The 20,563-nt window shown below is 57.3% G+C and carries 20 protein-coding genes and 2 pseudogenes; 12 read left to right on the top strand and 10 right to left on the bottom strand.

Annotation, left to right across the window (positions count from 1 at the left end; all coding sequences use genetic code 11):
- Positions 1-16 precede the first annotated feature (16 nt).
- On the top strand, positions 17-913 hold the full coding sequence (locus tag FEM03_RS04965) for a tyrosine recombinase (protein WP_138085084.1): 897 nt from the start codon (positions 17-19) through the stop codon (positions 911-913).
- On the opposite strand, the gene FEM03_RS04960 is transcribed toward FEM03_RS04965, so the two are convergent.
- Complete coding sequence (locus tag FEM03_RS04960; RefSeq protein ID WP_138085083.1) at positions 889-3,060, bottom strand: FAD-dependent oxidoreductase; 2,172 nt, start codon at positions 3,058-3,060, stop codon at positions 889-891. The two genes, FEM03_RS04965 and FEM03_RS04960, sit on opposite strands and share 25 nt — an antisense overlap.
- A gap of 276 nt (positions 3,061-3,336) precedes the next feature.
- On the opposite strand from FEM03_RS04960, the gene FEM03_RS04955 reads away from it, so the two are divergent.
- The 11 genes and pseudogenes from FEM03_RS04955 to FEM03_RS04905 form a co-directional block, all read left to right on the top strand.
- Positions 3,337-4,536 (top strand): porin family protein, encoded by a 1,200-nt coding sequence (locus tag FEM03_RS04955; protein WP_138085082.1) that lies wholly within the window; start codon positions 3,337-3,339, stop codon positions 4,534-4,536.
- 158 nt (positions 4,537-4,694) lie between these two features.
- A pseudogene (locus FEM03_RS25885) lies at positions 4,695-5,074 on the top strand (IS200/IS605 family transposase); the annotation flags it as partial.
- Positions 5,075-5,092: 18 nt separating this feature from the next.
- Positions 5,093-5,230 (top strand): hypothetical protein, encoded by a 138-nt coding sequence (locus FEM03_RS25050; RefSeq protein WP_240772681.1) that lies wholly within the window; start codon positions 5,093-5,095, stop codon positions 5,228-5,230.
- 366 nt (positions 5,231-5,596) lie between these two features.
- A complete protein-coding gene (locus FEM03_RS04940) occupies positions 5,597-6,175 on the top strand; it encodes an RrF2 family transcriptional regulator (RefSeq protein ID WP_138085079.1) in 579 nt (192 codons plus the stop codon).
- Positions 6,176-6,182: 7 nt separating this feature from the next.
- A complete protein-coding gene (locus FEM03_RS04935; RefSeq protein WP_138085078.1) occupies positions 6,183-6,380 on the top strand; it encodes a YezD family protein in 198 nt (65 codons plus the stop codon).
- Positions 6,381-6,510: 130 nt separating this feature from the next.
- Entirely contained in the window at positions 6,511-7,704 is a 1,194-nt protein-coding gene (locus FEM03_RS04930; protein ID WP_138085077.1) for a porin, read from the top strand.
- A gap of 154 nt (positions 7,705-7,858) precedes the next feature.
- Positions 7,859-8,863 carry a sulfate ABC transporter substrate-binding protein gene (locus tag FEM03_RS04925; RefSeq protein WP_138085076.1) on the top strand — a complete coding sequence of 335 codons (1,005 nt, stop codon included), beginning with the start codon at positions 7,859-7,861 and terminating at the stop codon, positions 8,861-8,863.
- A gap of 79 nt (positions 8,864-8,942) precedes the next feature.
- A complete protein-coding gene (locus tag FEM03_RS04920; RefSeq protein WP_166442632.1) occupies positions 8,943-9,683 on the top strand; it encodes a M14 family metallopeptidase in 741 nt (246 codons plus the stop codon).
- A 51-nt stretch (positions 9,684-9,734) separates the two neighbouring features.
- Positions 9,735-10,556 carry a sulfate ABC transporter permease subunit CysT gene (cysT, locus tag FEM03_RS04915; protein WP_138085074.1) on the top strand — a complete coding sequence of 274 codons (822 nt, stop codon included), beginning with the start codon at positions 9,735-9,737 and terminating at the stop codon, positions 10,554-10,556.
- A 19-nt stretch (positions 10,557-10,575) separates the two neighbouring features.
- Positions 10,576-11,574, top strand: coding sequence for a sulfate ABC transporter permease subunit CysW (cysW, locus tag FEM03_RS04910; RefSeq protein WP_138085073.1), 999 nt, complete (start codon positions 10,576-10,578; stop codon positions 11,572-11,574).
- A pseudogene (locus tag FEM03_RS04905) lies at positions 11,571-12,287 on the top strand (sulfate/molybdate ABC transporter ATP-binding protein); the annotation flags it as partial. The gene cysW and the pseudogene FEM03_RS04905, both read left to right, overlap by 4 nt.
- A gap of 56 nt (positions 12,288-12,343) precedes the next feature.
- On the opposite strand, the gene FEM03_RS04900 reads toward FEM03_RS04905, so the two are convergent.
- The 9 genes from FEM03_RS04900 to FEM03_RS04860 all read right to left on the bottom strand — a co-directional run bounded on the left by FEM03_RS04900 (position 12,344) and on the right by FEM03_RS04860 (position 20,547).
- Positions 12,344-12,736 carry a cupin domain-containing protein gene (locus FEM03_RS04900; protein WP_138085071.1) on the bottom strand — a complete coding sequence of 131 codons (393 nt, stop codon included), beginning with the start codon at positions 12,734-12,736 and terminating at the stop codon, positions 12,344-12,346.
- Positions 12,733-13,119 carry a hypothetical protein gene (locus FEM03_RS04895; protein WP_138085070.1) on the bottom strand — a complete coding sequence of 129 codons (387 nt, stop codon included), beginning with the start codon at positions 13,117-13,119 and terminating at the stop codon, positions 12,733-12,735. Before FEM03_RS04895 ends, FEM03_RS04900 begins: the two co-directional genes overlap by 4 nt.
- Before the next feature lie 132 nt (positions 13,120-13,251).
- The gene (locus FEM03_RS04890; RefSeq protein ID WP_138085068.1) at positions 13,252-13,605 is read right to left on the bottom strand and encodes a hypothetical protein; all 354 of its coding nucleotides are present in this window, start codon (positions 13,603-13,605) and stop codon (positions 13,252-13,254) included.
- 7 nt (positions 13,606-13,612) lie between these two features.
- On the bottom strand, positions 13,613-13,969 hold the full coding sequence (locus FEM03_RS04885) for a DUF2200 domain-containing protein (protein WP_138085067.1): 357 nt from the start codon (positions 13,967-13,969) through the stop codon (positions 13,613-13,615).
- Between the two features lie 18 nt (positions 13,970-13,987).
- Positions 13,988-14,365, bottom strand: coding sequence for a VOC family protein (locus FEM03_RS04880; protein WP_138085066.1), 378 nt, complete (start codon positions 14,363-14,365; stop codon positions 13,988-13,990).
- Positions 14,366-14,397: 32 nt separating this feature from the next.
- Positions 14,398-15,015 carry a hypothetical protein gene (locus FEM03_RS04875; protein WP_138085065.1) on the bottom strand — a complete coding sequence of 206 codons (618 nt, stop codon included), beginning with the start codon at positions 15,013-15,015 and terminating at the stop codon, positions 14,398-14,400.
- Between the two features lie 64 nt (positions 15,016-15,079).
- Positions 15,080-16,948, bottom strand: a complete 1,869-nt coding sequence (locus tag FEM03_RS04870) for an acyl-CoA dehydrogenase family protein (RefSeq protein ID WP_138085064.1) — start codon at positions 16,946-16,948, stop codon at positions 15,080-15,082.
- Between the two features lie 100 nt (positions 16,949-17,048).
- Positions 17,049-19,124 carry a 3-hydroxyacyl-CoA dehydrogenase NAD-binding domain-containing protein gene (locus FEM03_RS04865; protein ID WP_138085063.1) on the bottom strand — a complete coding sequence of 692 codons (2,076 nt, stop codon included), beginning with the start codon at positions 19,122-19,124 and terminating at the stop codon, positions 17,049-17,051.
- Positions 19,125-19,269: 145 nt separating this feature from the next.
- Positions 19,270-20,547 carry a thiolase family protein gene (locus FEM03_RS04860; RefSeq protein WP_138085062.1) on the bottom strand — a complete coding sequence of 426 codons (1,278 nt, stop codon included), beginning with the start codon at positions 20,545-20,547 and terminating at the stop codon, positions 19,270-19,272.
- Between the last annotated feature and the right edge of the window lie 16 nt (positions 20,548-20,563).

Raw genomic sequence — 20,563 nt, 5'->3', positions numbered from 1 at the left:
AACGCATCGGTAAAAGGTGCTGGATGATGTTGATGCCTTTCTGCTGCACCTCGCGACCGAGCGGGGGTTGTCGGACAATTATCAAATTCTGGTTCGTCGGGTGTTGGAACGTTTCGCGCTATGGAGCCGGAACGAGCGTGGAAAAACATCGGTGGCAGCGGTGGAGACGGTGGATCTGTCCGATTACCTGATGCACCGCAAAGGGACCGACGGGCTGGCCGCATCATCGGTCAGGTTGGAGCTGGTGGCGTTGAAGATTTTCTTCCGCTGGTTGAATGTGCGTGGAAAGCGAGTGGGTGATCCTGCCGATGCGATCCTTCCCCCAAAGCTCGAGCAGTGGCTGCCCGACACGCTCAACGAGCCGCAGATGAAGCAACTGGTGGAGAGCGTGAGCGGCGATGCCACGCTGGATATTCGCGACCGTGCCATGCTGGAGCTGATGTATGCGAGCGGGCTGCGGGTCGGTGAAGTTACTTCGACCCGGCTTGAATCGTTGAGTCTGGAAGAAGGCTGGATCAGGGTGACGGGGAAGGGTAACAAGACACGCTTGATCCCGGTTGGCGGCGCGGCGCGGGATGCTTTGCAGCGGTATCTTGATGGGTCGCGACCTGCGTTGGTAAATGCAAAAACGCAGAGCTGGATTTTCCTTAATCGCAATGGCGGCAAGCTCACCACGGCGAGAATCTGGCAGATCGTCAAGGAACGGTCAAAACTCGCCGGGCTGGACGCCGACAAGATTTATCCGCATTTGTTGAGACACAGTTTTGCCACCCATTTGTTGCAGGGCGGGGCGGACTTGCGGGTGATCCAGGAGATGCTCGGACATGCGGATATCTCAACGACGCAAATTTACACGCACGTCGATCAGACCCGCTTGAAGGCGGTGCATCACAAGTTCCATCCGCGGCCGTGACCTTGCTTCTTGGGCAGCAACCGCGCCGCATCAAGAATCACATGTCCGTCGCTGTCTTCGTTGCTGATGAATACCGTGACTTCTTCATCAGCCTTCAGTGTGATCTCCTGCAATGGAATCCAAAGCCCATCGACGGGTGGCTTGGATCGTTGATCGATGCGCATCTCCTCAGCTCCAGCGGAGCTGCGAACGCGCACACGAGTTTTGGTCGAACGATTGGCATTGGGCAATGACGCGAGCTGCACCGAATAGACGCCGTCCGCAGGGACGTGGAGGGTGAAGAACGCCTTGCAAATGCCCGCTCCGGGATCGGCGTGATGGTAACCCTTGTGAACGCCGTAGGGCAACGAGCCCTTGTTCCATGGGCCTTCCAGCCTGGCCTCAGTGTCGTCGACGATCACCCCGCTGAGAGTGTTGAGCTTGATGTAATGGTTGGGAGCTTCGTAGTCGAGGATCTGTTTGTCTTCAAGCAGCCTGGCTTTCAGTTTTTCGGGGTCGACCTTTTGCAAACTGGTCTTCTGTTCGATGGCATGCATGGCGGCGGTGGCACCGCTTTGACCAAGGATCATGAAAACCGGTTCCATGCGGATGCTGCCAAAGGCGATGTGCGAGGCACTGAGGGCGATGGGCACGGTGAGGTTGCTGCACTCGGATTCGCGCGGCACGATGCTGCGGTAGTCGATGGGATACGGCGGGAATCCACCGACCTGCACATCGCCTTCGTTTTTGACATGACCGGCGGCGTTGATGTGGCGTTGAACATGATGGGAGTCCATCGTGTAAGCGCCCATGCCCACGGAGTGTTCGATGGCTTCGATACGCTCACAATGGTGCTGCGTCATGACGAGATCGGAGATCATGCGGCGTCCTTCCCGCACATAGATCTGCGCCTGCCAGCCGTCGCCTTCGGTGAATTCATCCTTGGTCATGCCCCATTTGGAATAGACTTCGCGAAGGTATTCAGGGGTGCGAGGATGATGGGCAAGGGTCCACATGAGGCCCTGTTGATAGGTGAGATGTTTGGCGCGAATTTCTAAACGAGCGTCATAACTGGCTTCCGGCCAATCGTAGTTTTGACCAATAAAGTCAGTGGAAAATCCGTCGCGGTTGTTGGTGTCGGTTTTGCGATTGGGCATCATCGAATTGATCCACGGAAAACCTTTGGCTCCGGCTTCGTAATTGCGGAAAAGCAGTTCATAGCGCTGTTCGTCATAACCTTCAGGCTTGTGAAAGGGGATGCGGTTTTCATCAACATCGGTGAGGCACATGCGGAAGCAGTAGGCCTGGATGCGATGATCGCTCGCGCCTTCGACCAACGGCCCGTTGGTGTCGATGCCGGGCAACAGCCCGCTGCTTGGATCGCCTTTGATCACATAAGGGTCGACGCCGTCAACCAGTTGATGATGTCGGGCCTGGCTGAGTTGCACTCCATTGAGACCTTCACCGTAAACGGAGCGGCCTTCGCGACCTTTGGTGAAGGCCACCCCGGCGGCGGCCATCAGGTCGCCTTCATAAGTGGCGTCCATGAAGTGGCGGCCTTCAAATCGTTTGCCGGATTCCATGACAATTGCGGTGATGCGGTTGCCGTCCTTGATGACCCCTTTCGCGACTGAACCGGGCTTGGCGATGTGGAAGCCGTCGCCGCGATCGGCTGACTTGCCTTCGCCGCTGCGGTCCAGTCGTTCACCGAAGACCACGGGAATGTCGTTTTCCTTGATCCAGCGTTGATAGATGGTGAGGGCGACGCTGGGTTCGAAGGTCCAGAGTGTGTCTTCATTGGCGTCGGTTTTGCTCTGGCCGGTGCCGACAAATTTTCCGTCTTTCGGTTGGGGTTCCCATTTCCAGGCTTCGGGCAGGTTATACCATTGGCGAACCTGCTGGTAGAACTCGCGCGCGATGCCGCCGATGACATGCTTGTTGCCGATGTCGGTCTGCCCGAGGCCACCGGTGGTCAACCCTCCAATGCGCTGACTGGGCTCGATGATCACCACCGTGCCACCCATGCGTTTGATCTGCACCGCAGCCGCAATGCCGGCGGAGCTGCCGCCATAAACGACGAGATCGTAAGGCTTTTGAGTTTCCGCGTGCATCGATCCTGCGGAGACAAGTGTGAGGGCAATGGCAAGGGTGGAAATCAAAGCGCGCATATCAATGGAAGAGTGTGGTGCATGGAATGGAAGTATCTGAAACCGCCGATGCGAGCACAAGGAAAACCGTGAGGATCCTCAGTTGTGCGAAGGAACAGGGGGATGGCGGCAGTAGGTAGAGTCCCGTTTTCGAGGTTTTGGACACCTCTTTTCAGAACGTTCAAAAGTGACAAAAAGGTCACCCTCCCCGCCTCGACGCCTTCTTTTGCCGCCCTACGATGCGACTCGTCAAAAGGCACCTGCCTCAGACAACAACACTCAAATCAACAACGACACATGAAACCAACTACAGCACTCCTCCTGCTCATCGCGGGGCTGTCCACCCAAGCCTTCGGCGGCGAAATCGCCACCAGCGTTGGCAAGAATACGGAAGCCGCGGTGACCACCGAAAAAGAAGAATCCATCTATGACAAGATCTGGGGATTGACCACTCTTTACAAAAATAAAGAGAACCCAATCATCCAAGAGCTTGCCCTTCAAGGCCGTATCCATCTTCAATATGCCTATGGCGATTCCGATGAAGGCAACTATGGCACCTCTGACCGTCCAGAAGAAGTCACCTGGGGTGATGAGGTCGAAGTGCGCCGCTGGCGTCTCGGTTTGAAGTCCAAGTTGTTCAATCAATTCACCTTGGACGGTATGATCAACGTCAGTCCTGACATTGATCCTTTCTACGACAGCATCTATGACCTGCGTTTGATCTGGAGCCCAAACAAGAACTTTAACCTCGGCGTCGGCAAACGCAAAGCCAACTACTTCGGTCTTGAGCAAGGCATCTCGTCGAACAACATCCTCACCGTTGAGCGTTCCCTTCTTTCCAACACCCTTTTCGCTGGCGAACTCGTCGGTGCCTGGGCTGATGGCAAAGCTGGCAACTTCCTCTATGGTATTGGCGTTTACGCTGCTGCGGAAGATGACGAACTCGACACCTTCAGCGCTGGTGAAATGATCCAGGTCTCCCTTGGTTATGACTACAGCGAAGCCGTTGGCGCCAAGAAGGCATTCACTAAACTCGAATTCCAGCACAGCACCGACGAAGGTAACGCTGGCGGCGCTGGCTTGTTCGACAATGCCATCTCCCTCAACAGCACCTACGAAAACGGACGCTTCGGCTTCTATTCCGACGTGCTCGCCGGTTTCGGTCAGGGCGGCCAAGGTGATGTCTTCGGTGTCATCCTCATGCCAGCCTACTACATCGTTGAAGAAAAACTTCAAGCGGTGTTGCGCTATCAGTTTGCCACCGGAGACTCCGACAGCCTCCGCCTTCAGAGCCGTTATGAGCGTCTTGCTCCTGACCTCACCGATGGTGGTCGTGGCGAACAATACAACGCGGTCTATGCCGGCCTCAACTACTACCTCTACGGGCACAAGCTCAAGTTCATGGGTGGCGTTGAATACCACAACATGGATGGCGGCGGCGACGGCGGCGACTTTGATGGCGTCACCTTCCTGGCAGCATTCCGCTTGTCCTTCTAATTTTCCTTTGGTTGGTTGAACTTGTCTTGTTCGACATTCAGAGCGCGGGAGAAATCCCGCGCTCTTTTTTGTGTCTGGGTGTCGGTGTCCCATATTCTTTTAGAAGGCACCGTATTTCCGTCCTAACGGGACGACTCATACCAGCCCGGCACAAGCTGATGCTCCGAATGTCGCGCAGACATTTCCGTCCCAACGGGACGACTCATACCAGCCCGGCACAAGGTGCCGGGTTTCCTGGCGATATGGATCGCGTCCTGAACGGACGCCTCCCCCATCTGGTTTTCGCTACCAAAAACCGCGAACCGTGGCTTGATGGCAAGATCCGATCACCCGCATTCGCCTATCTTGCCGAGGTCGGCCGGGATTTGGGCTGTGTTGTCTACCGCGTTGGCGGCATGGCGGATCATGTTCATATCGCTGTCCAGTTAACGCGCAAGCTGTCCGTTGCCGATTCGTCAAGAAGGTGAAATTCACCTCGTCCGTTTGGATCAAGCGCGAAGGGGTAAACCACGCTGGATTCCATTGGCAAACCGGATACGGTGCCTTTTCATTAGGGATGTCCCAACTCCCTGAGTTGCTCGCCTACATCGACCAACAGGAAGAACATCATCGGGTCAAAGGGTTCCAGGAGGAATACCGAGAGTTCCTCCGCAAATACGACGTGGAGTATGATGAGAGGTTTGTGTGGGATTAAACCGCCATGCGCATGAGGCGTCCCCTCAGGACGCAAATGCTTCCCCATGCGAAACCCGGCACCCTGTGCCGGGCTACTATGAATCGTCCCGATGGGACGAGTGAACTTCCGAAGAGGCCCCCTGTGCCGGGCTATTATTAATCGTCCCGACGGGACGAGTGAGCTTCCGCAGAGGCACCCTGTGCCGGGCTATTATGAGTCGCCCCGACGGGACAAGTGAAATTCAGCAGAGGCACCCTTTGCTGGGCTATCATAAATCGTCCCAACGGGACGAGTGAACCGAAACCCCACAAATCTCAAACCCCCATTCCAAACTTTTTATAATTCTTACTTGCGCAGTATACATTAAGCCGCTACTAAAGCGGCGTGAAGCTGACCAAAAAAGGCGAATACGCACTCCGCACCCTCATCCAACTCGGCGTGGCCCACCGCACCGGCAAGGATGTCGTTTCGGTGTCTTCACTCGCTGCCAGCGAAAAACTTCCCTTCAAGTTCCTCGAGCAAATCCTCTTCACCCTGCGCGGTGCCGGCTACATCGAAAGCAAACGCGGCAAGGTCGGCGGTGCCCGTCTCGCCAAACCCCAAAACGAAATTCGTATGGGTGAGATCGTCCGCCTCATCGACGGCAAACTCGCTCCCATCGGCTGCGCCAGCGAAACCGAATACGAAGCCTGCACCTGCCCCGACGAAGATCATTGCGGCCTGCGCATGCTGATGATCGACGTCCGCAACGCCATCGCCAACATCCTCGACCGCTACACCCTTCACGACGTGGTCGAAGTCACGCTCCGCAAACTCGAACGTGATGGCCTCGCCGTCATTCCGGCAAACATCACCTCCGCAACTTCCGATCGATGTAGCACCGGCTACGCCTCCCGACCCCGCCACGCCGATCCCGCCGACGGGTTCCTCGCATTCCTTAACGACACCAAAAAATCCGCCTGACCATCCCATGTCCTCTCTTTCCAATCAGTCCAACATTCAAGAATCCTGGCTCAACATCGTCAAAGCCAAAGTCGAAGCCATGCGCTTCGGTTCCGTGCAAATCATTGTCCACGAAGGTCGCGTGACCCAGGTGGAAAGCACCGAAAAAACCCGGCTCAGCAGCGGCCCTGACAACGCCCCCAATCGCGTCACGATCCGCAGCTAGCCGCCAGATAGACACTTTGCCTACCGACACCAACGGAGGCACTTCAAAACAAACACACATCTACCTAAACAACAACCACCGCGCACGTCATCCTCACCCTGGACGCGCCAGCGCTTCATCGACTACGTCCATGAAACGCCAATCCATCATCATCATCAAATCCAGTCTGCTCGCCGCCGTTGCTGCGATCACCCTCCCGACAAGCACCCAGGCCGGCTCGCCAGCCTACAGCAAGTCATCCAAAGAAATCGCCGTCACCACCGAGGCAGAAGAGTCCCTCTTCGACCAGATCTGGGGACTCGCCACACTTTATAAAAACAAGGATAACCCTGTCATCCAGGAATTGAAACTCCGTGGTCGTTATCAAGGTCAATACCATTGGCTTGATTCCGATCAGGGCGATTCCGATGACTGGGAAAACCGTCGCTCCCGTTTCGGGTTCGATGCCAAACTGTTCAATCAGTTTGCCATCCGCCTTGATGCACAAAGCAACGACACCTGGGACCCGTTCTACAGCGGCTTGGTCGACGCCTACATCAAGTGGGAGCCATCAAAATCCTTCAACCTCACCGTGGGTAAACAGAAGCCGCAGATCGCTTACTACGATTTCCTTCAGTCCACCACCAGCCAGCAGGATACCTTCGAGCGCTCGCAGATCTTCAACCAGCTTCGCGTGGATCGTCTCACCGGTGTCGTCGCCCAAGGCAAACATGGCATCTTCACCTATCAGGCAGGTGTCTTTTCCAACGATGTTGACCTTGAGTTCGGTCAATTCAACGCCGGCATCGCCTACGGTGCAGGCTTTGGATTTGACCTCAAGGATGCCCTCGGCACCAGCAAGGCGGACCTTCGGTTCGATTGGTTGCACAGCGACAACGACGCTGAGGCCACCATCCTGGACCGCTACGAAGACCTCTTCACCGCGACCTTCTGGGTCAAGGAAGGGCGCTTCCACATTGTAACCGAATTCTTCTACGCCACCGGCGGAGATCCAGGTTGGGGAGATGCCTCCGGGTTCTTCATCCAGCCCTCCTTCGACATCGTCAAAGACAAGCTGCAACTTGTGGGTCGCTACTCCTTCTCCACCGGCGACGGCAACAACAGCATCCAGGTCCAAAGCCGTTATGAGCGACGCGCCCCCGACCTCACCGGCAGCGGACGTGGCGACCAATACCAGTCCGTCTCCGGCGGCCTTCAATACTTCATCTACGGCCAAAATCTGAAGCTCCTCGCTGGAGCCGAATACGCCACCCTTGATGGCGGCGGCAATGGTGGCGACTTCGACGGCTGGACCTTCCTGACCGGCGTCCGCCTCTCGTTCTAACCCCGTAGCATCCCGCCACGCAGGGGCGAGGAACTTAGCCGGTGGTGACGGGAGCCAAGCGACCAAAACCACCGGATGAGAACCCCCCCAAACTCTATCTCATCTCCAAACATCGACACCTAACCTGACTTACAAACCAAACCATTACAACATCATGAAAACATCCTTCAAAATCAAAACCCTCCTTGGCCTCGCCGTCAGCGGTCTCATCGCAGGCTCCACCTTCTCACAAAGCCTTCTCAATGTCTCCTACGATCCCACCCGGGAATTCTACGGGGAATACAACGAACTCTTCGCCAAACATTGGAAAGAAAAATCCGGCAAGACCATCAGCATTGACCAATCCCACGGTGGTTCCGGCAAACAAGCCCGTTCAGTCGTTGACGGCCTGGAGGCCGATGTGGTCACCCTCGCGCTGGCCAATGATGTCAACGCCGTCGCCAAAGCCGGATTGATCAAGGAGGACTGGCAGTCTCGTCTTCCCCAAAACTCGGCTCCCTACACCAGCACGATCGTTTTCATCGTCCGCGCGGGCAATCCAAAGGGCATCAAAGACTGGAATGACCTCGCCAAAGAAGGCGTGTCCGTGATCACCCCAAACCCCAAAACGTCCGGTGGTGCCCAGTGGAATTACCTTGCGGCCTGGGAATACGCCCGTCGCCAACCAGGCGGCAGCGACGCCACCGCAAAAGAGTTCGTCAAAGCGATCTACAAAAATGTGGCTGTGCTCGACAGCGGAGCCCGTGGTTCCACCACCACGTTCGTGCAGCGCGGCATCGGTGACGTCTTCATCTCCTGGGAGAATGAAGCCTTCCTGGTCCAGCGCGAGTTCGGTGCCGACAAATTCACCACCGTTGTCCCGTCCCTCAGCATCCTCGCTGAACCCACCATCGCCGTTGTTGACAAAGTCGTTGATAAAAAAGGCACCCGTGAAGCCGCCGAAGCCTATCTGAACTTCCTCTACACCGAAGAAGCCCAGGACCTTGCCGGCAAACACTTCTACCGCCCACGTTCCGAGAAAGCCGCCGCCAAATATGCCGAGCAGTTTGTGAAGGTGGAATTGTTCACCATCGACGAAAAATTCGGCGGTTGGGCAGAGGCGCACAAAACCCACTTCGGTGATGGCGGTTACTTCGACCAGATCTACGCGCCGCAATAACTTCACGGTTATTTCCAGACAGCATCAACTTACTGACCAGGCGGGCTGGAGACCGCCTCTCCTTGGACCGAACACAGCCATGAAAATTCTTGAGCCGACTTACGAAGAGCGTTACGTCAGAAAGCAGGCCACCCGTGCCCGCCACGCCCCCCCGATCACCATTCCCAAGCTGGTCTACACGCCAGGAAGAAAACAACAGATCATCAAGGTTGGCATCTTTGCCCGTCTCCATGGCGATGAGGAAGCCGGCACCCACGCCGCCTTCGACCTCATCCGCTGGGCCTGGAATGACCCCGAAGAAATCCACGATTTCTCCCTCCACGTTTATCCGATTTGCAATCCTTCCGGCCGTAACCTCGGCACCCGGCACTCCATCAATGATCGCGACCTCAACCGCGAGTTCTGGACCGGATCGCAGGAGCCTGAAGTGGTCTATCTCGAAAACGAGCTTAAACGCGAACGTTACCATATCATCATCTCGCTTCACGCCGATGAAGATAGCGATGGCGTCTACGGTTTTGTCAGTGGCGACGTCTTGAGCGCACAGGTTTTGAAACCCGCCTTGGCCGCCGCCGAGAAACACCTGCCAATCAATCGCGAGCCCTTGATTGATGGTTTCCTCGCCAAGGACGGCATCGTTACCGAAGGTTATCAAGGCGTGCTGAGCGCCCCGCCCGACCAGCATCCACGCCCCATCGAGATTGTCTTCGAAACCCCAAACCGTGCCAGCATGGAAAAACAGGTAGCCGCCAACGTCGATGCTGTCAAAGCAATCCTCGCCCAATACCGGCTCCTCCTCGCCCACGCCCCCAACCTGTAATTGACACCAAGGAGAGGCGATCTCCAGATCGCCTCTCCACCTCACCCATCCATGTCCCGCAACCGACATATCCTCCCAGGCTTCAACTTATCCGTTGGTTACACCATCACCTATCTCAGCCTGATCGTGATCATTCCGTTTGCCGCGCTGGCGTGGAAGGCATCCGGTGGAGGCATTGACGTCTTCGTCAGCACCCTCACCAACAAACAGGTGCTCGCCTCACTCAAGCTGAGTTTCACCGCCTCCTTCATCGCAGCGCTTGTGAGTGGCTTCTTCGGCGTGCTCACCGCGTGGGCCATGGAACGTTACACCTTCCCCGGCAAACGCATCCTCGATGCCATGGTCGACCTTCCCTTCGCCCTGCCCACCGCCGTTGCCGGCATCGCCCTCTGCTCGCTCTACGGCCAAAATGGCTGGATTGGCAGCCTGCTTGAACCCCTCGGAATCAAAGTCGCCTACACCCCCATCGGCGTCACCGTCGCGCTCATCTTCATCGGCTTTCCTTTTGTGGTGAGAACCGTGCAGCCTATCATCCAAGGCCTGTCCCTTGAGGTCGAAGAAGCCGCCGCCTGCCTCGGAGCCAGCCGCTGGCAAACTTTCACCAAGGTCATCATCCCCACCCTTTTGCCCAGCTCCCTGGCCGGAATGACCCTCGCCTTCGGTCGCGCGGTTGGCGAATACGGCTCCGTCGTTTTCATCTCCGGCAACCTGCCCTTCAAGACCGAAATCGCCCCCTTGCTGATCGTCACCCGGCTTGAGCAATACAACTACACGGGTGCCGCCGCGCTGGGCGTCATCCTCCTGGTCATCTCCTTCACCATCCTTCTCCTCTCCAACCTGTTTCAGGCCTGGAACAGCAAAATCAAAGCCTGACCCCTTTCCCTTCTGACCCATGGCCGGAATCGCCTCCCTCAACATCGAAGACAGTCGCGCCCGCGTGCGCGCCAAACATTCACTCGCCCGTCGCGCCACCACCGATCCGTGGTGGATGAAGGGCATCATCCTGACACTCTGCCTCAGCTTTCTCGTCACCTTCTTCCTGCTGCCCCTGGTGCTGATTTTCGAAGAGGCGCTGCGCAAAGGATCAGCCGCCTTTTTCGCTTCGTTCGATGATCGTGCCACCGTCCACTCCATCAAGCTGACCCTCATCGTCGCGCTCATTGCCGTCCCCTTGAACACCATCTTCGGACTCGCGGCCGCGTGGGCCGTCGCCCAGTTCAAGTTCCGTGGCAAGCGACTGTTGAGCATCCTCATCGAACTGCCCCTGTGGGTCTCACCTGTCGTTGCAGGACTCATCTATGTGCTGCTGTTTGGCCGCCAAGGTTTGCTCGGACCCTGGCTCGCCGATCCCACCTTCTTTGGCTCGCCGATCCTGGTGCCTCGCTTCATCGAAGGAGAAGGCTGGGGATGGCATCCGATGGAGTCGGTGAAGATCATCTTCGCCCTGCCCGGGATCGTGCTCAGCACCATCTTCGTCACCTTCCCCTTCGTCGCCCGCGTGGTCACCCCGCAGCTTGAAGCCCTCGGTCGCGCCGAAGAAGAGGCCGCCCTCACCCTCGGTGCCAACGGCTGGCAGACCTTCTGGCGCATCACCGTCCCCAAAATCCGCTGGAGCCTGTTTTATGGCGTCATCCTCTGCAACGCCCGATCCTTCGGTGAGTTCGGAGCCGTCTCCGTCGTCTCCGGCCACATCCGCAACCAGACCAATACCATGCCGCTGCACATCGAAGTGCTCTACAACGAATACCAGTTCGTCCCCGCCTTCGCTGTCGCCTCAGTCCTCGCCCTCGTCGCCGTCCTCACCCTTGTCATCAAAAGCATCGCCGCCTGGCGCGCCGAGCAGACGCTGCGCGAAGCCGCCCAAAACCACGAAATTCACACCCACCCATGAGCATCCACATCGAACACATCAGCAAACACTTCGACCGCACCTCCGTGCTCAGCGACATCTCCCTGGATGTGAACACCGGCGAACTGGTCGCCCTGCTTGGCCCCTCTGGATCTGGAAAAACCACCCTGCTGCGCATCATCGCCGGACTCGAGTTCCCCGATGAAGGCAAAGGCAAAATCAACTTCCACGGCAGCGAGGTGACTTATCAATCCGCCTACGACCGCAAAGCCGGTTTTGTGTTCCAGCACTACGCCCTGTTCAATCACCTTACTGTCGCCCAAAACATCGAGTTCGGACTCAAGGTCAAAAAACGTTTTGAGCGACTCCCCAAAATCAAACGCAAGGAGATCGTCACCGATTTGCTGGAGCGCATCCAGCTGCCCGAATACAGCGGACGTTATCCGAATCAGCTCTCCGGCGGTCAACGTCAACGCGTCGCGCTGGCCCGTGCCCTCGCCGTCAATCCGCAGGTCCTCCTTCTCGACGAGCCCTTCGGAGCGCTCGATGCCAAGGTCCGCAAAGAACTGCGCCGCTGGCTGCGCGAGTTCCACGACAACATCAAGCTCACCACCTTGTTTGTCACCCACGATCAGGACGAAGCCTTCGAACTCGCCGACCGCGTCGTCGTCTTGGGCCAGGGCGAAATCCAGCAAGTCGGCACCCCCGACCAACTGCGCGACAAACCCGTCAACCAGTTCGTTTCCGACTTTATCGAGGCGTGAATCAAAGCGGGATCGCGAAGTGCAACTTCGCGGTCCTTGCTTCTGAGCTATTCTACAGTCAAAAGTTTCTCCTCCGGCACTTCAAAATAGTCGTCATCCGCTATGTCTGGAATCCCCACCACCAGCACTCTCATCCGACCGCGGGCCCCATGCACCACTCCAGGCGGAATGTGCACCAGCGACCCTTTGGAAACGGGTTCCTCTATTCCATCGAGAATGACGCAACCGCTGCCCTCCAGCACATAATACAGTTCGGTGGAATGTTGGTGATAATGCGGTTTGGCTCCGTCGATATCGACCGCATGTGCCCAGGCTGCAGGCTCAAGCGCGACATCCTCGTGACTGATCAGTCGGTCGCGCCAGCCACAGGCACTGCGTTCGCGCGCGGTGTGGCCTTCATGTCGGACGATGGCTTGTGGGGTAGATTCCGGTGTGATCATGGTAAGTTCGTGTGATAGACATGCTGGAGCGTTTGACCTCGGTGCAAAGACTCAAAGACCTCCAACATCTCTGCGGCCAGCAATGGGGAGATCATCGGGCCGCGAGCGAGAATGTCATTCGCTTTCGGAGTGAACAGACTTTTTTGAAAGCTGATGATCATCCAATTGTCGTCGTTTGAGAGATGATCAATCTTCCAGTCGCTGGTGATGAGGGCAAGAAGGGCTGATCCGCGCCAGCGAAATTGCTTGTCGGATATCTGGCGATCCACGCCTTTGATGGACCGTTCCTTGCCGTTCTTTTGATAAGTCACCACATCACGCATGGAGCGCGATGACTGCCGAGCATCATAAGTGATGACCGGATGCGTCTTGTCTCCTTTCAACCATAGGGGAAAGTTGGTGTAGTGGATGAACCACCGTCCGTTTAAAGAGCGCAAATCCATAGGTCGCAGGTTCAACTGTGAGCAAGTTTAGCATCCGTCTCTGGCATCGCAAGAAGGTGTCAAGCCTGGGCCTCATTCAGGATCGGCCGGAAGAGCTGCCAGGATCGAAAGGAATTTCTTTTTCTCAAACATGCGGAAGGTCAGTGGATTCGATTTCACCACCGATTGAATCATGGGTTGGTAAATCTCCACATCTGCAACCACCAAGGAGATCTGGCGGTTGAGATTCTTTTCAGTGAACTTCTGGTATTGGGCAAGCTTCGGTGCTGTCAACGTGATTGAAAAGATCCAGGGTTTGCTTGGCGTCGCATCAACAACGATGTTTTCTATATCTCCTGCTTTCACCTTAAAAACTGGAATTTCAGCAGAGTGAACCACGCTCAAAAAGGCGCAACCGGCGAGCAGGACCAAGAAGGCGTATTTCATAAAATGTTTATTGTCTCAGAATTTTCTCCATGGTTTTACCCTTGGCAAGCTCATCGATAAGTTTGTCGAGAAGCCGAATTTTCTTCATCAAAGGATCTGCAATCTCTTCAATGCGAACTCCGCATACCACACCCTTGATGAGATGGCTGTTGGGGTGAAGGCACGGGGCCTGATCGAAAAAGGTTTCAAAGTCGATCTGTCGTTCGATTTGCCGTTGCAGGCCAATTTGATCATATCCCGTCAGCCAACGAATCAGCTGATCAACTTCTTCTTTGCTTCGATTTTTGCGTTCCGCCTTTTGAACATAGAGCGGATAGACTTTCGCAAAAGGCATCGAAAAGATGGAATGTTTGGGTTTGGTCATGGGCATGGGAGCGTTGCCTCATCTCGATACGGAAGCAGCTGACTCTTGGCCGAAGCCGATCAGGTTGGTGTCGGGATCCTCGATGACAAAATCTCTCATACCGTAGTCGTAGTTCTTCGGAGGAGCCTGAATTTTGGCGCCCTTTGCCTGGACTTCGGCGTGGTAGGCATCCACGTCGTCGCAGAAGATGTAGATGCTGCCCTGACCGACGGCTTTCTTGTTGGTGGCTGCAGGGCCGGAAAGGTGGATTTGGATCTCCCCATACTCGACTCCGCCGTAGTCACCGAAGCGGAAGCGTTCGGAGAAGCCGAGGATTTCGGTGTAGTATTTGAGGGAGATATCGAGGTTGGATACGTGGAAGGTGGTGGCGGAGCCTTGGGGTTTCATGGTTGGCATGGTGTTTTGATGTCGAGACTGAAACAAGACATCTATTGGCTCGGGACAATATCAATTTTTTGACGGATATCCTGATCAAAAGCTTCAAGCGAGCGGTCAGTGCTGCCGAGCCGGGGATTCCATCCGGAGTAGCTAAGGACTTCATTTGATACCTCGTTGTAAGCAAAGGAGATGAGGCGTTCGCCGATGTAGAACCACTGATCCTTCCATCCAATGACCAAATTGCGACGATACATGTCGCTGCTCGTGTGAGTCAGATAACCATGTTTGGGAAACAAACCACCAGTCGAAAGATAAATCCAGTAAGAAGAATCTGTGAAACTGCTGTTGATTAGGTAAACGGTCGTGTCTCCAGATGGGGATGAGATTATCTCACGAATGCTGGTGATATCCCACAGAGGGTTCCAACAACGGTATTCCACGGCGATTCGATGTCGAAGAACGTAGGCATCGATCAAGATCAGGCCAACCCCAATCAACGGGATGAGGCACGAAAGTCTAAACCACTGTGGTCGAATGAAGAGGAGGGGGATAAGAGCGAGGGCGGAGAAGACCAGCGGAGCGATGTGATCGGTCTTAAATTGGCGAGCGGCTGCTGATACCGATATCAGCAGGCAGAATATCGCGGCGAGAAGTTTGATGATACGCATCGTTGGATGGGTTTTTCCAATCTGTCACGTGTCATCAAACAAGTCCACATGAGAAGAAAGATGCTTAATGGGGATGTTCGAGGAGATGTTTCGCCAAAGAGTAACCTTGATGATCGATCTTGCGGAAGAGGTTTTGGAAGTTGGTGTGGATGTTTTCCTGCATGAGGGAGCCGAGGTGTTGGACGAGCTTGATGGTGTGGTCGACTTCAGCTTGGGATTGGCTGGAGTTTTCGACGATGGATTCGGCGCGGGAAATGGCGCAGCTCCAGGCGAAGAGATCGGCACCGATGTCGACGAGCCGGCCGAGGACGAGTTGTTCGCGCTCGAGTTTGGGACCGAACTTGAGCATGGCGTGGAATACGCTGCGGGAGAGCTTGCGGCTGAGGGCCTGCATGTGGCGCAGCTCGTCTTCGAGGAGGGGATGGGTGATGGCATGAGTGGAGGCGCTGCGGCCGGGGAGCCAGCGGCTGGGATACCAGCGGGCGTAGTGCCAGCCGGCTTTGACGAAGGTGCGGGCGCGGGTGGTGAGGGGGAGTTTGGTGTTGAAGATGGCGGCACCAAGTTTGAGATGAGGATCGAGGAATTCGCGGGCGATGAAGAGGCGCATGATTTCGCTGCTGCCTTCAAAGAGGGTGTTGATGCGGGAGTCGCGGAAGAAACGCTCGATGGGCATGGGGATTTTTTCGCCGCGGTCGCGTTGGGAGTCGGCGGTTTCGTAACCGCGTCCGCCGCGGATCTGCATGGTGTCGTCGACGATCTGCCAACTGCGTTCGGTGCCCCAGAGTTTTGCCAAAGCGGCCTCGAGTCGGACGTCGGCGGATTTGTCGCGGTCGACGAGGAAGCTGACGTAATGGACCATGGCTTCGAGGGCAAAGGTGTGCGCGGCCATGCGGGCGATTTTGTCGGCGATGGCGGCGTGTTTGCCGATGGGTTGTCCCCATTGTTCGCGTTGGGCGGCCCACTGGGTGGTCCATTCGAGGCAGCGTTTGGCGAGCCCGGCACAGGCGGCGGGGAGGGTGATGCGACCGGTGTTGAGGGTGGTGAGGGCGACCTTGAGACCACGTCCTTCGCCACCGATGATGTTTTCTTTGGGAACGCGAACGTTGTGGAATCGGATGACGCCGTTGTAGAGGGCGCGCAGGCCCATGAAGTGACAGCGTTGGACGATTTCGACACCGGGCATGCTGGTTTCGACGATGAAGGCGGTGGTGGCGTGGGGATGTTTTTCGGTGGGGGTTTTGGCCATGACGACGATGAGGCCGGCTTTGGTGCCGTTGGTGCACCAGAGTTTTTCGCCGTTGATGAGGTAGTCGTCGCTGTCAGCGATGGCGGTGGTTTTCATGCGGGCGGGATCGGAGCCGACATCGGGTTCGGTGAGGGCGAAGGCGCTGATTTCACCACGAGCGCAGCGGGGCAGGAATTTTTGTTTTTGTTCCTCGGTGCCGAACACGATGAGGGGTTGGGGGACGCCGATGCTTTGGTGAGCGGAGAGCAGAGCGGTGAGGTTTCCGCAGATGCCACCGAGCAGGGCGGCGGTGCGTGAGTAGTTGGTTTGGCTGAGGCCGAGTCCGCCGTATTTGGTGGGGATCTTGATGCCGAAGGCGCCGAGTTGGGCGAGTCCGTGGAGGACGTGGTCGGGGATTTCGCTGTCGCGGTCGATTGCGTCGGGGTCGACTTCGAGTGCAAGGAAGGATTCCATGCGGTGAAGGAAGGCGTCGCCCTGGTCGCGGTCTTCGACGCTTTGGACGGGATAGGGGAGAAGGGTGGTGAAGTCGGGATCACCATTGAAGAGGCTGGCGGCGAAGCTGAGGGTGCTGGCGCTTTCGTCGCGGGCGGCTTCGGTCATTTCGATGGCAGCGCGTTGTCCGGCAGACATTTTCGAGGTGTCGAGGACGGATGGGGGAATGGGGGGTTGGGGAAGGGTGGGATTCATGGTGGTGAGGTGGGTTGGTGGTTGGATCGTCCTCGTTCTCCTCCTCGTCCTCTGAGATGGAGTAGGAGTAGGAGGAGGAGTAAGAGTAGGAGGAGGATTTCTAGGGCAACAGGCGGCGGAAAGGCGGATAACCAGTGCCCAGAATCATGGCGAGTTCGATGTTGGCGGCAGTCGCCGTGACACCCTCTTCAAGACACAGGGCGGCTTCTTCCTGCATGAACTGGTTCAGGTGATTGGCGATGTCGGACTTCTCTTTGTAGGGAGGGTAAGATTTAGGGGTGAGGTATTTGAGGATGTCGGTATTGGGTTGAGGGCCGGATTTTTCGTGGTGGGCGCGATAAAAACCTTTGTGGTTTTTGGCTCCGAGATGGCCGGATTCAACGAGGCGCTGGAGGAGGTTGGTGGTGGGGAGTCGGTTGCCGTGTTCGGCGCGCAGGGTTTGTTCGACGTGAAGGGCGACATCGAAACCGATTTCGTCGAGGAGTCGGAGGGGCCCCATGGGCATGCCGAATTCGAGCATGGCGTCGTCGATTTCCCAAGGATCGTGGAGTTGTTCGGCGAGGGCAACGGCACCGAGGAGATAAGGCATGAGGATGCGGTTGACGACGAAGCCGGGGCGGTCGTTGACGAGGATAGGGGTTTTGCCGAGGCTTTGGATGTATTTGATGGCGGTGGCAATCACCTCGGGGGTGTTGCCGGGATGGGTGACGACTTCAACCAAGGGCATGAGATGCGCGGGGTTGAAGAAGTGCAGGCCGATGACGCGTTCGGGATGGGGAACGTCCTTGGCCATCTCCGTGATGGAGAGGGCGGAGGTGTTGCTGGCCAGGATGGTGGTGGGACTGGTGCGGCTGGCGAGATCGGCGAAGAGGGCCTTTTTGGCCGGAAGGTTTTCGACGATGGCTTCAATGATGAGTTGCTGGTGTTGGAGGGGGACGGTTTCGTGGGTGGGTTGGATGCGGTCGTCGAGATCGCGGGCTTGGACTCTGGTGATGGCATGGCTTTTGACGCCGCCGCGCAGAAGTTTGCGGATGCGGGTGAAGCCGTTGGCAAGGGCGTCGGGGGTGGTGTCGGCGAGGACGACGCGGGTGCCGCGGCTGGCGAGGGTGTAGGCGATGCCGGAGCCCATCACTCCGGAGCCGATGACGGCGGCGTGGGTGATGGGGGTGGTGCGAACTTCGGCAAGATGGGCGGGCAGTTTTTTGCTTGCGGCCTCCTTGCGGAAGAAGGTTTCGATGAAGCGTTTGGTGCTGGTGGTGCCGATGAGTTCGCGCATGGTGCGTTGCTCGATGGCGAGGGATTTTTCGACGGTGCGGGTGGCACCGCGGGTCACGACATCGATGGCACTGAGCGGGGCGGTGGGGTTCTTGGCCATCCAGGGGTATTTGTTGCGCAGGGTGGTTTTGGTGTAGAGGCGCAGCAGTTGGGGAAGGGGACTGAGCTGGGTGGGATGGAAACGATGGTGGTCGAGCGGTGGGTGCTCGGAAAGGGCAAGTTTCTTGGCAAACGCTTCGAGGTTTTCGATGGGCAGGACGTGGTCGACGAGGCCGAGCTTTTTGGAGTGATGAGGTTTGAGGGTTTTGCCGCGCACGATGAGGTCAAGGGCTTTGGGAACGCCAATGAGTCGGGGCAGTCGGGTGCTGCCGCCCCAGGAAGGGATGAGGCCGAGCTGGGTTTCCGGAAGGCCGATGCGGGTGGCATCGTCATCGCTGGCGATGCGAATGTCGCAGGCAAGAGCCATTTCGTATCCACCGCCGACACAGGCGCCGTGGATCATGGCGATTTTTGGGATGCGCAGGGATTCGAGGTGAGTGAAGACGTCCTGGCCGAGGATGAGGAGTTCGTTGAGCTGGTCAGGGGGGAGGGTAGAGAGATTTTTGAGGTCGGCTCCAGCAACGAAGACGCGGGGTTTGGCGCTGCGGATGACGAGGGCGCGGATGGTGCTGTCGCGATGGACTTCTTCGATTTGGGCGTCGAACTGGTCAAGCGTGGCGTGGTTCCAGACGTTGGCGCTGGAGTCGGGGGTGTCGAAAGTCAGCCAGCAGATGCCGTCGCTGTCGATGTCGCGTTTGAAGGCGGCAGGGGCGTCGATGTGATGGTGGGGGTGATGGGGATGCAAGACGTTGGTGTGGTCTTGATCGGGATCTTGGGTGGGATCTAAGATGATGGGATTCATGGGAAAAGAAGTGGGGTGAGATGTGGAAATGGGATAAATGACCAATGAGCAATGGCTCAATGACCAAGGAAAATCCGAATGAGGAAGGTCAATGGAGGTGGGAAAGGGTTGGGTGTTTCATTGGTCATTGGCGCTTGGACATTGGTCATTCCCTCTCAAGGCAGAGGGCTGCTCCCTGGCCGCCGCCGACGCAGAGGGTGACGAGGGCGCGTTTTTTGTGGGTGCGCTGGAGTTGTTTGAGGGCGGTGAGGATGAGGCGGGCACCGCTGGCTCCGACGGGGTGGCCGAGGGCGATGGAGCCGCCTTGAGGGTTGAGTCGGTCGCTGTCGATTTCGCCGAGGGGAGTGGAGAGGCCGGCGCGTTGGGCGGCGGATTTGTCGCGGAGGCATTTAAGCACGGCGAGGGTCTGGGCGGCGAAGGCTTCGTTGATTTCGATGAGGTCGACATCGTCGAGTTTCCATCCAGCGCGTTGGAGGGCGAGCTCGATGGCTTTGACGGGTCCGAGTCCCATGCGGGCGGGGTCGCAGCCGGTGAAGGCCTGACTGACAACGCGGCCGAGGGGATCGGACTTGAAGGTGTAGGCATGGGATTCGTCGCCGACGAGAAGAGCGACGGCTCCGTCGGTGATTTGCGAGGAGTTGCCGGCGGTGACGCTGCCCATGAGGGGATCGAAGATGGCGGGGAGTTTGGCGGGTTTTTCGAGGGAGCTGTCGGGTCGGACACCATTGTCTTCGGTGATGGCGCGGACTTTTTGGGTGCCAGCGTAGACGGGGGTGATTTCGGTAGCGAGGTGGGTTTGGTTGGCGGCGGCGTTGAGGTGGGAGCGGACGGCGAAGGCGTCCTGGGCGTCGCGACTGATGCGGAATTCGCGGGCGAGGATCTCGGCGGTTTCACCCATGTTGAGGGCGGCGATGGGATCGGTGAGGCCCATCTTAAGGGCGAGCAGGGGCATGAAGTCTTGAGGTCGGAAGGCGGCGAGGGCGCGGGTGCGGGTGCCGACGGTTTTGGCTCGGGAGAGCATGGCAAATTTGATGGCGGCTTCGTGTCGGAAGAGCAGAGGCATCTGGGACATGCTTTCGACGCCGCCGACGAGAAAAAGGCTGCCGTTGCCGGAGGCGAGTTTTTCCTGGGCGGTGGCGATGGCCTGCAATCCGCTGGCGCAGTTGCGGTTGACGGTCATGGCGGGTTTTTCTTTGGGGACACCGGCACGGAGGGCGATGATGCGGCTGAGGTTGGCGGCGTCGGCGGGTGAGGCGACGCAGCCGAAGATGGTTTCGTCGATGAGCGCAGGGTTGAAGCCGGTGCGGGTGAAGAGGGCGGTGACGGCAGCGCGGGCGAGGTCGACAGCGCTGAGGTCGGCGAGGGTGGTTCCGGCACGGGTGAAGGGGGTGCGGGTGCCGTCGAAGATGAATAAGGGAGTCATATCAGGAAAGGATAAA

The sequence above is a fragment of the Phragmitibacter flavus genome (assembly GCF_005780165.1).
GTDB lineage: Bacteria > Verrucomicrobiota > Verrucomicrobiia > Verrucomicrobiales > Verrucomicrobiaceae > Phragmitibacter > Phragmitibacter flavus.
This window is presented reverse-complemented; position numbering and strand designations above follow the sequence as displayed.